Raw genomic sequence first — 15,660 nt, 5'->3', positions numbered from 1 at the left:
AACGTGGCGTCCAGATGACAGTGCCGGAAGCGTGCCAGGCGATCGGATACACCTCGTCCGCTCAGGGGGCGGCGAGCACGAAAATTCGCGGCCTGTGACGCATCAAATCCGACGCTGCGTGCGTTTTATCCTGGTCCCATTTCCGAACCGTCGCCTGAAATACGATGGGACGGCCACTTATCATCCTTCGCTTTAGTCAGCATCGCCCGGCTGGACGCGCGCCCGGTCCGCGTGTGCTGAGCGAGCCAACTCTGGATGTGGGACGAGATGTATGCCTGTCGTAAATGATGCCGTGAAAACCTGGTTGAACAGTCATGTCGAGCGCGGCTTTAGCCCCGCGGCGTTGGTGGAGGCCATGGTCGGTGTCGGCTTCGAGCCGGAACTCGCGCAAACCACGGTGAATGCTTCGTTCGACGCCGCCGGGGCGCCCCTCGCAGTCCGTACGGCCGCGCCATGCGGCATCGAGGCGGCCGCGGGCGAATACCGCTACGATCCGGCGCCGGTCGCCGCGGGCAACGTGATTCGTGCCTACGATCGCGACGTCAAGGTGCTGATGCGCTGCGAGCGCCCGCAAATAGTCGCGTTCGCAGACGTGATGTCGGACGAGGAGTGCGATGAGATGATCGAGCGGTCGCGTCCGCTACTCAAGCGTTCCACCACTGTCAATCCTGAGAACGGCTCGAACGACGTGATCCCCAACCGCACGAGCGAAGGCGCGTGGTATCACCGCGGTGCGGATCCTTTTCTTGATCGGCTCGAAAAGCGCTTTGCCAGCTTGATGAACTGGCCGCTTGAGAACGGCGAAGGATTGCAGGTGTTGAGGTATGGAATTGGCGCCGAATATCGGGCGCACTTCGATTATTTTCCACCGTCGCAGACCGGTAGCGCCGTCCACATGGCGACCGGCGGGCAGCGGGTTGCAACGCTGGTTTTGTATCTCAACGACGTGGCGGCTGGAGGGGAGACTTTTTTCCCCGATGCTGGCGTGTCTGTTGCCCCCAGGCGGGGTGGCGCTGCCTATTTCCGCTATATGAACGGGGCGCGCCAACTCGATCCATTGAGCCTGCACGGAGGGGCGCCTGTTCTGGAAGGCGAGAAGTGGATTATGACCAAGTGGGTCAGAGAAGGCGTTTTTGCCTAGTTTTTTCTCACCGCGCGAGGCGTCCCTGAACCGGCCGGATTTGTCACGCCCCTGCCCATTGATCCATTCCGCGCCGTATCCGCCGCTCTAACGGGCAGCCTGATCGGCAGCCACTCAGGCTGGTCTCAGCCGCTGTGTAGTCAAGCCGTTTTGTAAACGTCCGGGTTGTGCACTTCCATATAGCGCTCCGGTGTCGCCAGCCCCTTGAAGCCGTGCGGCTGGTAGACGTGGTGAGCGTCTGTCGTGACCAGCACGATCCGGCGCAAACCGGTCAGTGGCGGGCTGGCAAAGATGTGCTTCATCAAGGCCGACGCATAGCCCTTGCCGCGGTGCGCCGGCAGCACGAAAACATCGCACAGGTAGGCGAAGGTCGCCTGATCCGTGATCAGCCGGGCAAACGCGATCTGCTTGCCTTCGATATACGCGCCGAAACATAGCGAGCCCGCGACCGCCCGGTCGAACGTCTCGCGTGGCATGCCCTTCGCCCATGCTGTCTGCTGGGAAAGGAACGCGTAGACCATCTCGATGTCGAGATCGGCCTTGTTGCTCGAAATCGTCAGCTCGTTTGCTTGCACCGCGTCTCTCCGCCCGTTCTGGTTAGTCAATCAAGGGGGGCTGCAGCGGCGCCGCATACCCTGTAGCGTTCAGGTTTTCGCCGGATCTTCGACGCCGCGTGAACCGCCGCCGATACTCTGCCCGGCGTCGTGCGCAAGACCCAGGTAACCGACTACGGACACCAGCGTCAGCACGCCGGCAAACAGAAACGCCAGACGGAAATCGTCCAGGCTGAATGCCCGGCCGGTCGTCTCGCCGTTAAAGACCGCTGCCGCGCGCAACGAGACGGCGCCGAAGGCTATGCCCAGACCGATCGTCATCTGGGCGGCGGCGCTCCACAGCGTGCTGGCCGCGCTCATCTGCGGCTGTGAGACGTCGGCGTAGGCGAGGGTGGCAAGCGTCGAGAACTGCATCGAGCGCGCCACGCCGTAAACGAACACGACGAACAAAACCAGCGCGAGCGGCACGTTCGGCGTCAGCAATCCGCAGGCAATGATGAAAATACCGGCCAGCGTCACGTCGATAATCGACACCATCCGGAAACCATAGCGTTGCAGGATGCGCGTGGTCAGTGCCTTCATGCCAAGGTTGCCGAGCGCGCTCGCGAGCAGCAATAGTCCCGATTTGAATGCCGACAACCCGAAACCGACCTGAAACAGCAGCGGCATCAGGTACGGCACCGCGCCAATACCAATACGGGTGAACGAGCCCGTCACCACGGTCACGGAAAAAGTCGGGATTTTCAGCGTGGAGACGTCAATCAGCGGATGCGGGTGGCGCTTCGCATGCTGGAACGCCACCACACCCGTCAGCAAGCCGCCGAGGATGACCGCGCCGGCCACCCAGGGATTCTCGCCGGGCTGGCTCGCCAGCTCAGCGCCGTACAGAATCGCCGTCAGCGTCGTGGCGCTCAGCAGGAGGCCCACCCAGTCAAGCGGTTTGCGTTCGGTGCCGCGCAGGTTCGGCACCAGCGCGAGTGCAACGGCCATCGCGGCCAGACCGAAGGGCACGTTCAGCAGAAAGATCCAGCGCCACGACGCGTAAGTGGTGATGAAGCCGCCCACCGGCGGCCCGATCACCGGCGCGGCAATCGCCGGCCAGGTGATGGTCGAGATCGCCTGCATCATGCGGCTCTTCTCCGTGCTGCGGACCACGATCAAGCGCCCGACCGGCACCATCATCGCGCCGCCCATGCCTTGCAACAGCCGCGCGGCCGTGAATTCGGCCACGTTCTGCGACAAGCCGCACAACACCGAAGCCACCGTGAACACGCCGATCGCGCTGAAAAACACCGTGCGCGAGCCGCAGCGGTCGGCGACCCAGCCGCTCACCGGGATGAAAATCGCCAGCGCCAGCATATAGGCCGTCATACCCAGGCTCAGGCTGTTCGGCCCGACGCCGAACGAGTGCGCCATCTGCGGCAGCGCCGTCGCGATCACCGTGGTGTCGAGATACTCCATGAAGAAGGTGGCGGCCACGATATACGGCAGCCAGCCGATGTGCGAATTGCGTGCGCCGCCGGCACTCATGGCGTCTTCCTCATTGCACCGCGCTCGGGTTCGCTGACGCCGCCGTGCCGGTGCGTACGCCGGGAGAGTTTCAACTTCATGTTTTGGCAACACCCTTTCGAAAACGTGTTTCCGGCATCCGTATATAGACAAGCAATGAGATCGCGGCCCATACGGTGACGTACCAGTAAAAATATGACTCGTGCCCGCTAGCCTTGAATCGTAACGCAACAAACTCGGTCGTACCGCCGAGGATTGCAGTGGTCAGCGCATAAGGCAAGCCGACGGCGAGCGCGCGGATGCGTGCCGGAAACAGTTCGGTCTTCGCCAGCATGTGGACCGACGTAAAGCCGCTCAGCATGACAAGCCCGGCGAACGACAGCACAAACGCGACGAACGGGTCTTTGGTATGGCTCAGCACGGTGAAGAGCGGCACCGAAAACAGGGTGCAGCACAGGCCGAAGCAGATCAGCACCGGTCGCCGGCCGAACACATCCGAGGCGAAGCCGAAGAGCGGTTGCAAGGGCATATAGAGCAGCAGTGCCGCCGCGGATATGAACGTCGAGCTTTCCTTGCTGAGCCCGACCGAGTTGACCAGAAACTTCTGCATATACACCGTGTACGTATAGAACGCGACGGTGCCGCCCACCGTGATGCCAATCGCCTGCACGATCTGGCGCCGATGCTGCCACATCTCCCGCGCGACCGACGGTCCGTGCTGCCGCCTGCTCTGCGCGAACGCTTCGGTTTCAGTCACATTGCGGCGCATGTACAACGCGAAGAGCGCGAGCGCGCCGCCGATCACGAACGGAATGCGCCAGCCCCAGTCCTCGATCTGCTGCGAGCTCAGCAGCCAGCGCTGCATCACCAGCATCACGGCCAGCGCGCACAACTGCCCGGCCACGACGCTGACCTGAAGAAACCCGAGATAAAAGCCCCGGCGATTTTCTGGTGCGATTTCGCTCAGGTAAGTCGCACTCGTGCCGTATTCGCCGCCCATGCTCAGGCCTTGCAGCAGACGCGCAAGAATCAGCACGATCGGCGCGAATACGCCGATGGTCGCGTAGCCGGGGGTGAGCGCGATCATCAGGGAGCCGACGCACATCGCGAGAACCGAACCGGTCAGCGCGGATTTACGGCCGTGCTTGTCGGCGTATAGCCCGATCAGCCAACTGCCCAACGGACGCGCGACATAACCGACCGCCGCGATCGCTGCGGTGTTCATCAGTTGCACAGTCGGTTTGTCGCTGGGGAAAAACGAGTTGGCAAAGTAGATCGAGAAAATGCTGTACGCGAGAAAGTCGTACCACTCGATCAGATTGCCGGCAAGACCCCCGACAATCGAGCGAATCCGCGGCGGCGCCGCGGCGTTGACGGTGACGACGTCGTACTCGCGGCTCGTATCGGGGGCAATGGACATCGGGTCTCCTGGTTTCCGGCTTCTGGTTTCTGGTTGTAATGGACCTGCGCGCTGTCTATGCCGCTCAATCCTTCGCCGCGTACTCCCGGTCGAGCTTGTCGTACAGCGGCTTGTTCACCAGACGCTGGCGTTCGCTGAACGGCGCGACGAGCGTAGCGTCTTCATCGAGGCGGCCGTTGCTCTTCAATGTGCCGAGCGCGCGCTGCATGCCGAGCACCGCGCCTTGCAGCGCCGCGTTCGCGTACAGCACGATGCCGTAGCCGAGCTTGGCGAGCGCTTCACGCGATTGCACCGGCGTCTTGCCGCCGATCACGATGTTGATCAGTTGCGGCTTGTCGAACAGTCCCGGCAGACGTTCGATGTCGGCGAGCGATTCGGTCGCTTCGATAAACAGAATGTCCGCGCCGGCTTCGATGAAGCGATGGCCGCGTTCGATCGCATCTTCAATGCCGTGGACCGCGGCCGCATCGGTGCGCGCCATGATCTGCAGGTTGCCGTCTTCGCGGGCATCGACGGCCGCGCGGATCTTGCCGACCATTTCGCTCGTGCTGACCACTTCCTTGCCGGCGAAGTGGCCGCACTTCTTCGGCATGATCTGGTCTTCGAACTGGATCACGTCGGCGCCGCTGCGCTCGAGCACGCGTACGGTCTGGCGCACGTTCAGCGCGTTGCCGAAGCCGGTGTCGGCGTCGACGATCAATGGCAGCGCAACGGCGTCGCGAATCCGCGCGCAATGCTCGGCGACTTCGGCGAGACCAATGAAGCCGAGGTCGGGCAGGCCGAGCGACATGTTGGTGACGCCCGCGCCCGTGATGTAGATCGCTTCGAAGCCGGCGTCCTCGATCACGCGTGCGCTCATCGCGTTGAAGGCGCCCGGCACGAGCAGACCCTGGCGTTGGTTGACTTTGGCGCGGAAGGCGGCGCGGCGGGTGGCGGAAGTGCTCATGGCTGTGTGTCTCCAGATAGGGAAGGAAGTGATAGAACATCGGGCTGAATGTGCAGGAACCATGCCATTGGCCGGATTTGAGAATTTATCCCGGGCAATCAGTAGCTTAGGTGAAGCGGCGGTGGCGCCGCGGTTCATGGCAGAATGTGGATGTGTTCCATGAAACGTTTCGTGGAACGTTTCAGCTACAGACGGAGCGTCGCAGTGTCCACTTTCACGTCGTCCTTTGCCAGTCCGCATTCCGGCTTGCCGGGCGTGGCTCTGGTCAGTATCAGCCGGTTGCAGTCGGTTTGCGAGACGGTTGCGCCGCGCTATGCCGATCGCGCCAGGTTCTTTTCGGTCCGCGAAGGCTACGGCGCTGCGGTCACGGCCCTGCAGACTTATGTGGACGCCGGTTCGGTCGATGTCGTGCTGGCCGCCGGATCGAACGGCGCTTACCTGCGCGACAACCTGAGCGTCCCGGTGGTGATGGTCAAGGTGAACGGCTTCGACGTGCTGAGCGCGATCACCCGCGCCACGACGAACTGGCCCGGCGCGCAGATCGGTCTCGTCCTGCACGAAACCATTTCGCATGAACTCGCAGACCTGCGCGCGTGGCTGAACATCGGCCTGAAGCAGCGCGCCTATCGCTCGATCGACGAAGTGCGGCTCGCGGTCGCCAATCTGGCGGCCGAAGGCTGCAGCGTGATCATCGGCCCCGGCATGGCCTGCGATTTCGCGCAGCAGGCAGGCCTTGAGAGCGTTTTTCTATACTCGCTCGGCGCGGTCGAAGAAGCGTTCGAGCGCTCGGTCGAACTGGCGCGAGTGAGCCGCCAGAAGGAATCGAAGCGGGTGCGCCTGAACACCATCGTGGCCCATTTGCGCGACGGTGTAGCCGCCTTCGACGATGCCGGTCAACTCGAAGCAGTCAATCCGGCGATGCTCGATCTGCTCGGCCTCGATCGCGAACAAGACATTCCGGCGCAATTGACGCGCGCCGTCGGCCCCTTGCTGCGCGAAACGCTCGAACATGACGCGCCGGTCGAGGAGCGTATCGAGCAAATTGGCGCTCGCGCACTGATCGTCAGCTGTGTGCCGATCGTCGAGCAGGGCTTGCGTTCGGGGTCGGTGATCACGGTGCAGGACGCGCTGATCGCGCAGCGGATCGACCGTTCGCTGCGTACCAGCCAGCGGCCGAAGCACCTGGTCGCGCGACACCATCTGGACGATCTGATCGGCAGTTCGGCGGCGCTCGAACGGGTGCGGCGGCTCGCCCGCGCGGGCGCGGCTCACGACGCCACCGTGCTGCTGAGCGGCGAAAGCGGCACCGGCAAGGAACTGGTTGCGCAGGGCATCCACAATGCCAGCCGGCGGCGCGGCAACCCCTTCGTCGCCTTCAACTGCGCGGCGTTGCCCGAGGGGCTGATCGAAAGCGAATTGTTCGGTCATGAGGAGGGGGCGTTCACCGGCGCGCGCCGGGGCGGCAAGCCGGGTCTCTTTGAAAGCGCCCATACCGGCACGATATTTCTCGACGAGATTGGCGAGATGCCGGCGGCCCTGCAAAGCCGGCTGCTGCGCGTGCTGCAGGAGCGTGAAGTCATGAAGCTCGGCGCCGGGCGTGCAACCCCCGTCGACGTGCGGGTGATTGCGGCGACGCATCGCGATCTGCACACGCTGGTCGAGCAGGGCGTGTTTCGCGCGGATCTGTACTTTCGCCTGAATCTGCTTCAGATAGAATTGCCGCCGCTGCGCGAAAGACGCAGCGATGTCGCGCAACTGGCGCGGCACGTGTTGAAGCGCAGCGCGCGCCAATATGGACTGTCGGATGCCGCGCTCGAGCACGTGCTGACCTTCCTCACACCCTTGTTCGAGCACTATGCGTGGCCTGGCAATGTGCGGGAACTGGAAAATCTGCTGGTGCGCGCCGCGATTTATCTGAGCGATCCGGCCGGCGAGGGCGGGCAGGACTTGCAGGCGGTATTTCCGGAATTCGGGCGGATGCGGCAGACCGTCGCGGATGGGCATGATGCAATGCCTCTTACCCACATCTCCGGCGACGCCCCGGTCCGCCGCACACCCACCCGCGAAGACGTCATACGCGCGCTCGAACAGGCCGGCGGCAATCGCGCCGCAGCAAGCCGGGCGTTGGGAATCGGCCGCACGACCCTCTGGCGGCTCATGAGAGACTGAGCCGGGGATTGGTGCGACGCAATAGTCGCCGGTAGCCAGTCAAATAGTAATAAACTATTGAAATAATTTAAACACACCACTTTACCTATTAAGCGGTGTCTGACATACTGACTCCACTTTCCAACCACCCCGAAAGAGGACTCAGTAAATGCCGATCATCAACAGTCAAGTCAAACCGTTCAAGGCGCAGGCTTTTCACAATGGCGATTTCCAGACCATCACTGAAGAAAGCCTGAAGGGCAAGTGGTCGGTTTTCGTTTTCTACCCGGCTGACTTCACCTTCGTGTGCCCGACCGAACTGGGCGACCTGGCCGATCGTTACGCCGAATTCAAGAAGCTCGGCGTCGAAATCTACAGCGTGTCGACCGATACGCACTTCACGCACAAGGCATGGCACGACACGTCGGACACGATCCAGAAGATCAAGTACCCGATGCTGGCTGACCCGACGCTGGCCATCTCGCGTAACTTCGACGTGCTGATCGAAGAAGAAGGTCTGGCACTGCGCGGCACGTTCGTGATCAACCCGGAAGGCGAGATCAAGCTGGCCGAAATTCACGACAACGGCATTGGCCGTGACGCTGGCGAATTGCTGCGCAAGGTGCAAGCTGCACAGTACGTCGCAGCTCACCCGGGTGAAGTTTGCCCCGCCAAGTGGACGCCGGGCGCTGACACGCTGACCCCGTCGCTCGACCTGATCGGCAAGATCTAAGGTCTAAAAGCCTGTTGCAGTAAGCGCCTCACGGTGCATCGCCGTGCGGACCGCGTTTTACCGCGGTTCGCACGTCCCCGGGCCGCACGCCTCCCATCCGCAGGCGTGCGGCGCCGGGACCCAACACCCCTCGTCACGGAATCGAAAGCCATGCTGGACGCCAATCTCAAGACTCAGTTGAAATCCTACCTCGAGAAGGTTAGCAGACCTATCGAGATCGTCGCCTCGCTCGACGACAGCGCGAAATCGCAAGAGCTGCTGGCATTGCTGACCGATATCGCGACGTTGTCGGAACGCGTCACCGTGATCGAACGCCGTGGCGATGAGGAGCGCAAGCCGTCGTTTTCGATCGGCGAGCCGGGCAAGGAAACGGGCATCCGTTTCGCCGGCATTCCGATGGGGCATGAATTCACGTCGCTCGTCCTCGCGCTTTTGCAGGTCGGCGGCCATCCGGTCAAACTCGACGATGCAGTGATCGAACAGATCCGCAATCTCGACGGCGACTATCAATTCGAAACGTATTTTTCGCTGTCATGCCAGAACTGCCCGGAAGTTGTCCAGGCGCTGAACGTGATGGCGCTGCTCAACCCGCGCATCCGCCACGTGGCGATCGACGGCGCGCTGTTCCAGAACGAAGTCGAAGCGCGCCAGATCATGGCGGTACCGACCATGTTCATGAACGGCGAAGTGTTCGGCCAGGGCCGCAGCGGCGTGAAGGAAATCCTCGCGAAGCTCGACACCAATGCCGGTGCGCGTGCGGCTAAGGAACTGGAAAAGAAGCCGGTGTTCGACACGCTGATCGTCGGCGGCGGTCCTGCGGGTGCAGCGGCTGCGATTTACTCGGCACGCAAGGGTATTGCGACGGGTGTCGTGGCGGAGCGTTTCGGCGGCCAGGTGCTCGATACGCTGGCGATCGAGAACTTCGTCTCCGTGACGCATACCGAGGGACCGCAGTTCGCCACGGCGCTCGAACAGCACGTGAAGAGCTACGAAGTCGACATCATGGACGTGCAGCGCGCTGAAGCGCTGATACCCGGGCGCATCAACGAGGTGCGTCTGGCGAACGGCGCGGTCCTGAAGGCAAAGACGATCATTCTGGCAACGGGCGCTCGCTGGCGTGAGATCAATGTGCCGGGCGAGCGCGAGTACCGTAACCACGGCGTGGCGTACTGCCCGCACTGCGATGGTCCGCTGTTCAAGGGCAAGCGCGTTGCGGTGATCGGCGGCGGCAACTCGGGCGTCGAAGCAGCCATCGATCTCGCCGGCATTGTGCGTGAAGTGACGCTGTTCGAATTCGGCGCGCAACTGCGTGCCGACGAAGTGCTGCAACGCAAGTTGCGCAGCCTCGCCAACGTGACGATCGTGACGCAGGCACAGACCACGGAAATCACCGGCGACGGCAAGAAGGTCAATGGTCTGGTTTACAAGGACCTGCGTTCGGGCGAATCGAAGAGCATCGAACTCGAAGGCGTGTTCGTGCAGATCGGTCTCGTGCCGAACACCGAGTGGCTGAAGGGCACGGTCGAACTGTCGAAGCACGGCGAGATCGTTGTCGATGCACGCGGCGCGACGTCGGTGCCGGGCGTGTTCGCTGCCGGCGACGTGACCACGGTCCCGTTCAAGCAGATCGTGATTGCGGTGGGCGAGGGTGCGAAGGCGTCGCTCTCAGCCTTCGATCACCTGATCCGCAGCAGCGACGCGGACGAAGTGGTGAGCGAAACGGAAGCCGAAGCGGCGGTTTGATGTGTTGATGTAAGTAATGGACGGCGGCCTTCGGGCCGCCGTTTTTGTTGGTGGTGAGACAGGACCCGCGCCGACGCGGGTCTCGCGAGCGGGGATTTCGACGATCCGCGGCGCCGGGGCCCCGAAGTGCGCCGCAGCAAATCGGCAAACGCCCGTTTCATTCGCCCGCTCGACGCCCATCCTCCATGCCGTCTCAACGCCCGGGTTGTTTGGAGCCTCCCACCTGGGTCAATTCCTTGGCTATCGCACCTGTCAGGCCATATAAATCTGGGAGTCGGCCACGGTCCTGGCGGCACGCGTACTGGCCGGCAAGCGCACAGCTTGCCGATACCAGGCGACATAAAACAAGGAGGGAGACAATGGCAACACCCCAAGCGAGCCCCGCCCGGTGGGTCGACGGCAAGCGCTATTTGTGGCTGCTCGGCGCACTCACCATCACCTTGCCGTTGCACGCCGCCAACCTGGCGTTGCAGACCGGCTGGCATATCTTCTGGTGGTTCGGGCCGATTTTCGTGTTCGGCATTATTCCTGTGCTCGACTATCTGATCGGCGACGATCCGAGCAATCCGCCCGAAGACGTCGTTCCCAGGCTCGAGCGGGAGCGTTATTACCGCCGTGTGGTCTATCTGGCCACCTTCATTGAATACATTTCGTTCCTAGGCTCGCTGTGGATCGTCGGCACGCACGCTCTGGCGTGGTACGACTATCTTGGCTTTGCGCTTTCACTGGGCGCGGCGACGGGCGTGTCGATCAATACCGCGCACGAGCTCGGTCACAAGACCGATGGCTTCGAACGATGGCTCGCCAAGATCACACTGGCGCCTGTCGCCTATGGGCATTTCTTCGTCGAACACAATCGTGGGCATCATGTGCGGGTGGCGACGCCGCCCGACCCGGCGAGCGCGCGTTACGGCGAGTCGTTCTGGCGTTTCTTGCCGCGCACGGTATTCGGCAGCATCGGATCGGCGTGGCGCCTCGAGAAGCATCGGCTCGAACGCCTTGGCAAGTCGCCCTGGACATGGCGCAATGAAGTTCTGCATGCGTGGGCCATGACGGCGGTGCTGTGGGGCGCAATGATCGCGCTGTTCGGCAAGACCGTGATTCCGTTTCTGCTGATTCAGGCCGTGTACGGCGCCTCTTTGCTCGAAGTGGTGAATTATCTGGAGCACTACGGGCTCGGCCGCAAGCAGCTCGCGAGCGGCCGTTATGAGCGTTGCCAGCCGCAACACTCATGGAACAGCAATCGCATCGTGACGAATCTGTTTCTGTACCAGTTGCAGCGTCACGCCGATCATCATGCGAATCCGACGCGCTCTTACCAGGCACTGCGTCATTTCGACGGCGCGCCGCAATTGCCCTCCGGCTATGCAACGATGATCATGCTGGCGTATGTGCCGCCGCTATGGTTTCGCGTGATGAACCCGCGCGTGGTCGCGCACTATCAAGGCAATATGGCGCAGTCGAATATCCGGCCGGCCATTCGCGAGCGCGTATTGGCGCAGTTTGCCGGCTAGCGCGACTGCCCGATGCAAAGAGAAAGCCGCCCGGGCAATGCCGGGCGGCTTTTTTATCGGGCTTGCCGGCCGCCGGCCGCGTGGTCTGAGCGGCGCCTGGCGTTGCCTCAGCGCCGGTCGAGCGAATACTTGCCGGCCCCTGTGACACACAACAGGAACAAGCCACCCATGATGCTGATGTTCTTGTAGAAGTTGATCATGTTTGCGTACTGCGCGGCGCCCGTCATGTTCCAGTAGTGGTGGCCGATGATCGCCGTGCCCAGCGTATAGAGCGCGAGCAGCAGGGCGAGCGGGCGCGTGTAGAAGCCCACCACGAGCGCAATGCCCACCACGAACTCCATCACCACGGCGATGACCGCCGACAATTCCGGAATCGGCGCGCCGCTCGAGACCATATAAGCCACGGTGCCGGAAAAGCCGGTCAGCTTCGACCAGCCGAACATGACGAACAGCACCATCAACAAAATGCGGGCGACGAGAATGACTGCGTCTTTCTGGTTTTCAAGTAGCGTATAGCGCATGATTTTTCTCAAGAGATAAGGAAGGGTGCAGCTCGCCGCGAACGCGCGGCGAGCCACGCTTAAGCCGGCCGGACCGGGCGGCAGTCAAGCCACCTGATCGGGCCGCTCAATCGAGCCGCTTAGGCCCACAACTCCGACACTTCGATATTGCGCAGATCGAACACCAACACCTCCGCGTCGTGACCTTGCGTGAAGGTCAGGGCTTCTTCGTCGCGGACCCGCACGCCGTCGCCTTCACCAAGCTCGACGCCGTTCACCGTGACGCTGCCGCGCGCCACGTGGATATAAGCATAGCGATTACTGGCCAATTCGAGGCGGGCAGTTTCGTTACCGTCGAAAAGACCGGCATAGACCCGCGCATCCTGTTGGAGCACCAGCGAGCCGTCCGCACCGTCCGGCGACAACACGAGGCGCAACACGCCGCGCTTCTGGTCCGCGCCAAACTGACGTTGCTGATAGCGCGGCGCGGTGCCCATCTGCGCCGGTGCGATCCAGATTTGCAGGAAGTGCACGGGCTCGCTCTTCGACTGGTTGTACTCGCTGTGCGCGACGCCGGTTCCCGCGCTCATCAACTGGATGTCGCCAGGGACGATCACCGAGCCGGTGCCCATCGTGTCCTTATGTTCCAGCGCGCCGTCCAGCACGTACGAAAAGATCTCCATGTCGCGGTGCGGATGCTTGCCGAAACCTTGGGCCGGTGCGACACGATCGTCGTTGATGACGAGCAGGTCGGAAAAGCCGTTCTGCTTCGGATCGTGATAGTTCGCGAAGGAAAACGTATGACGCGAGCTGAGCCAGCCGTGCTCCGCGCGGCCGCGTTGATTGGCGTGTCTGATATCGAGCATCGTATTTCTCCTTGATTGTGTTGTGCGATCCGGCCAGATGTTTGGCTGCGATCCATGAATGACAGTTTAGGTCAATCAGAATGGCTATAATCGGATTGAAATAGGAAACACTGTCTCGTTCAAGTGGACAATTCGATGCAACTCGATGACATGCGGATCTTCGTCGCCACGGTCGACGCCCATAACTTCACCGCGGCGGCAAACCGGCTGGCGCTCTCGAAGCAGTTCGTCAGCCGGCGCGTGATGGCGCTGGAGGAGGCGCTTGGCGTGCAACTGCTGATCCGCAATACGCGCAAGCTGGCCGTGACCGAACTCGGGCAGGAGTTTTATGAGCGCGCGCGGCGCATTCTCGGCGAGGTGGAAGACGCCGAGCAGGCCATGTCGTTACGCCGCGCCGGGCCGCGTGGGCTGCTGCGGATCAGCGCGCCGATGTCGTTCGGCATGATGCATCTGTCGCCCTTGGTAGCACGCTTTCTGCGCGAGCACGACGCGGTGCGCTTCGATATGGAGTTGAGCGATCGCACCGTCGACGTGGTGGGCGAGGGCTTCGATATGGCGATCCGGATCGGGACGTTGCCGGATTCCACGCTGATCGCGCAGAAGCTGGTCGATGTCAGGATGGTGGTGTGCTGCAGTCCGGGGTATGTGCGGCGGCGTGGGGCGCCGGTTCTTCCTGGTGAGCTGGCGCGGCATTCGTGTCTGTTATATGGACATGGCGGGGCGGTGAGTTGGGATTTTGTTGTCGATGGGGTTTTGAAGGGGGTTGAGGTGCGGGGGCCGCTGCGGGCTAATAATGGGGAGCTGGTTCGCGATGCTGCCATCGCTGGGCTTGGGATTGTTCGGCTTCCTGATTTTATTGTTTCTCGTGCGCTTGGTGCTGGGCAGCTCGTGAGGGTGCTCGATGAGTTTTTGCCTTCGGCGAGTACCGTTTATGCGGTTTATCCGCAGCATCGGCAGAGTTCGGTCAGTATTCGGGCTTTTGTTGAGTTTTTGAGGGAGGGGTTGAGGGGGTGATTTTTTTTTGTTGCCTGCGCGGCGCTTGTTTGGGGTTTTGGTTTTTTGCTTGATCTGGCTTGTTCTTTGGCCTTTCCTTGTTTTGTTAGTGGTCTATTGGTGTTGCCCCTGTGCGGGGCGGCACTTACTTTCTTTGCCGCCGCAAAGAAAGATAAGCAAAGAAAGCGGCTCACACCGCCAGCTCATAAGCGGGTCCCCCGCGCAGCCACGGTAGTGGTGCATCTGGAATGGGGGTGTCAGAATTTCCGTGTTCAAGGCGGGTTGAGAATTACACGGATGGTCGAACGAATCGGTCCTCATAAAGTATGGCGAACTGGTTCATGGCGGCCTTCCAGTCATGAGCCGCACGCCCCCAATCGGCAGTGATGTTACGCAATGCAAGCCAGATGAGCTTCGTCGCAGCCTCGTCGGTCGGGAAGTGGCCCCGCGTTTTGATGATCTTGCGCAACTGCGAGTTGATGTTCTCAATGGCGTTCGTCGTGTATATCACCTTGCGAACCGACGGTGGAAACGCAAAGAACGGAATTACGCGATCCCAGGCGTTGCGCCACGCCGCGCTGACCGGCGGGAATTTCTGCCCCCATGGCCCATCAGCAAATGCATCGAGTTCCGCCTGCGCCGCTTCCGCGCTGGGCGCGGTGTAGATCGGGCGGATCGCTGCGGCCAGGCCCCTGCGGTCCTTCCAGCTCGCGTAATCGAGGCTGTTGCGGATCAGGTGAACAATGCAGGTCTGCAGCGTGGTGGCCGGAAACACTGCCGCCAGCGCCTCGGGCATACCCTTCAGACCATCGGTGACGGCGATCAGGATGTCGTTGACGCCGCGCGTCCTGAGGTCGTTGAACACCTTCATCCAGAACTTGGCGCCCTCGGTGTTCTCGATCCACAGGCCGAGGATATCGCGTGTGCCGTCGGGAAGAATGCCCAGCGCAAGGTAGATCGCCTTGTTGCGCACCACGGCGTCTTCGCGGATCTTGACCCGCAATGCGTCGAAGAACACCACCGGATACATCGGCTCAAGCGGGCGGCCCTGCCAGGCCGTCACTTCGGCCATGACCTCGTCGGTAACCGAGCTGATGAAATCAGGCGAGACGTCGGTGCCATACTGTTCGAGCAGAAAGCCTTGTATCTCACGCACGGTCATACCCCGGGCATACATGGCGACGATCTTGTCATCGAAACCCGTGAAGCGCCGTTCGTGCTTGGGAATCAGCAGCGGTTCGAAACTACCGTCGCGATCGCGTGGGATCTCGATACGGATCGGACCGTCCTCGGTCAGGACTGTCTTGGCGCCCGTGCCATTGCGCTGATTGGTGACGGCCGCGGGCTTTGCAGCACCGGACGTGTAGCCGAGATGATGGCTCATCTCGCCACCCAGCGCCCGCTCGATCAGCGCCTTCTTCAAGGACAACGTCGCGGCGTTGATCGCTTCGGCCGTCATCGGCCCGTTGCCGAACTTCTCAAGCAGCTCAGCGGGGATCACCGGCAGTTCTGCCGGCGTAGCTTTCGGTTTGCGAGGCATAGGTTCTCCTGGGGAGAATGATATGCCTTGAACACGAAATTAATGACAGGCCC

The 15,660-nt window shown here is 61.9% G+C and carries 13 protein-coding genes; 6 read left to right on the top strand and 7 right to left on the bottom strand.

What is annotated here, in order from left to right:
- Window positions 1–271: 271 nt before the first annotated feature.
- On the top strand, window positions 272–1,141 hold the full coding sequence (locus tag BCY88_RS15020) for a 2OG-Fe(II) oxygenase (protein WP_120345046.1): 870 nt from the start codon (window positions 272–274) through the stop codon (window positions 1,139–1,141).
- A gap of 140 nt (window positions 1,142–1,281) precedes the next feature.
- On the opposite strand, the gene BCY88_RS15015 is transcribed toward BCY88_RS15020, so the two are convergent.
- The 4 genes from BCY88_RS15015 to BCY88_RS15000 all read right to left on the bottom strand — a co-directional run bounded on the left by BCY88_RS15015 (window position 1,282) and on the right by BCY88_RS15000 (window position 5,570).
- Window positions 1,282–1,716 (bottom strand): GNAT family N-acetyltransferase, encoded by a 435-nt coding sequence (locus BCY88_RS15015; RefSeq protein WP_120345045.1) that lies wholly within the window; start codon window positions 1,714–1,716, stop codon window positions 1,282–1,284.
- A gap of 69 nt (window positions 1,717–1,785) precedes the next feature.
- Window positions 1,786–3,225 carry an MFS transporter gene (locus tag BCY88_RS15010; RefSeq protein ID WP_120345044.1) on the bottom strand — a complete coding sequence of 480 codons (1,440 nt, stop codon included), beginning with the start codon at window positions 3,223–3,225 and terminating at the stop codon, window positions 1,786–1,788.
- 76 nt (window positions 3,226–3,301) lie between these two features.
- Window positions 3,302–4,624, bottom strand: a complete 1,323-nt coding sequence (locus BCY88_RS15005; RefSeq protein ID WP_120345043.1) for an MFS transporter — start codon at window positions 4,622–4,624, stop codon at window positions 3,302–3,304.
- A gap of 64 nt (window positions 4,625–4,688) precedes the next feature.
- Window positions 4,689–5,570: an isocitrate lyase/PEP mutase family protein gene (locus BCY88_RS15000; RefSeq protein WP_120345042.1), complete on the bottom strand. Its 882-nt coding sequence runs from the start codon at window positions 5,568–5,570 to the stop codon at window positions 4,689–4,691.
- A gap of 204 nt (window positions 5,571–5,774) precedes the next feature.
- Between BCY88_RS15000 and prpR the strand changes: the two genes are divergently transcribed.
- The 4 genes from prpR (at window position 5,775) to BCY88_RS14980 (ending at window position 11,708) form a co-directional block, all read left to right on the top strand.
- Window positions 5,775–7,739 carry a propionate catabolism operon regulatory protein PrpR gene (gene prpR / locus BCY88_RS14995; RefSeq protein ID WP_259461405.1) on the top strand — a complete coding sequence of 655 codons (1,965 nt, stop codon included), beginning with the start codon at window positions 5,775–5,777 and terminating at the stop codon, window positions 7,737–7,739.
- Window positions 7,740–7,887: 148 nt separating this feature from the next.
- Window positions 7,888–8,451 carry an alkyl hydroperoxide reductase subunit C gene (gene ahpC, locus BCY88_RS14990; protein WP_120345040.1) on the top strand — a complete coding sequence of 188 codons (564 nt, stop codon included), beginning with the start codon at window positions 7,888–7,890 and terminating at the stop codon, window positions 8,449–8,451.
- Between the two features lie 150 nt (window positions 8,452–8,601).
- The gene (gene ahpF / locus BCY88_RS14985) at window positions 8,602–10,194 is read left to right on the top strand and encodes an alkyl hydroperoxide reductase subunit F (protein ID WP_120345039.1); all 1,593 of its coding nucleotides are present in this window, start codon (window positions 8,602–8,604) and stop codon (window positions 10,192–10,194) included.
- A gap of 359 nt (window positions 10,195–10,553) precedes the next feature.
- Complete coding sequence (locus BCY88_RS14980) at window positions 10,554–11,708, top strand: alkane 1-monooxygenase (RefSeq protein WP_120345038.1); 1,155 nt, start codon at window positions 10,554–10,556, stop codon at window positions 11,706–11,708.
- Window positions 11,709–11,815: 107 nt separating this feature from the next.
- Here the strand turns inward: BCY88_RS14980 and BCY88_RS14975 are convergent, their stop codons facing one another.
- Both BCY88_RS14975 and BCY88_RS14970 read right to left on the bottom strand, forming a co-directional pair.
- The gene (locus BCY88_RS14975) at window positions 11,816–12,229 is read right to left on the bottom strand and encodes a DoxX family protein (RefSeq protein WP_120345037.1); all 414 of its coding nucleotides are present in this window, start codon (window positions 12,227–12,229) and stop codon (window positions 11,816–11,818) included.
- 119 nt (window positions 12,230–12,348) lie between these two features.
- Window positions 12,349–13,074 carry a pirin family protein gene (locus BCY88_RS14970; protein ID WP_120345036.1) on the bottom strand — a complete coding sequence of 242 codons (726 nt, stop codon included), beginning with the start codon at window positions 13,072–13,074 and terminating at the stop codon, window positions 12,349–12,351.
- A gap of 135 nt (window positions 13,075–13,209) precedes the next feature.
- Between BCY88_RS14970 and BCY88_RS14965 the strand changes: the two genes are divergently transcribed.
- Window positions 13,210–14,088, top strand: a complete 879-nt coding sequence (locus BCY88_RS14965) for a LysR family transcriptional regulator (RefSeq protein WP_120345035.1) — start codon at window positions 13,210–13,212, stop codon at window positions 14,086–14,088.
- Between the two features lie 268 nt (window positions 14,089–14,356).
- Here BCY88_RS14965 and BCY88_RS14960 read toward each other — a convergent pair whose 3' ends face one another.
- Window positions 14,357–15,607: an IS256 family transposase gene (locus BCY88_RS14960; RefSeq protein ID WP_120342987.1), complete on the bottom strand. Its 1,251-nt coding sequence runs from the start codon at window positions 15,605–15,607 to the stop codon at window positions 14,357–14,359.
- Window positions 15,608–15,660 lie beyond the last annotated feature (53 nt).

It is taken from the genome of Paraburkholderia fungorum, assembly GCF_003610895.1.
Classification (GTDB): Bacteria; Pseudomonadota; Gammaproteobacteria; order Burkholderiales; family Burkholderiaceae; genus Paraburkholderia; species Paraburkholderia fungorum_B.
This window is presented reverse-complemented; position numbering and strand designations above follow the sequence as displayed.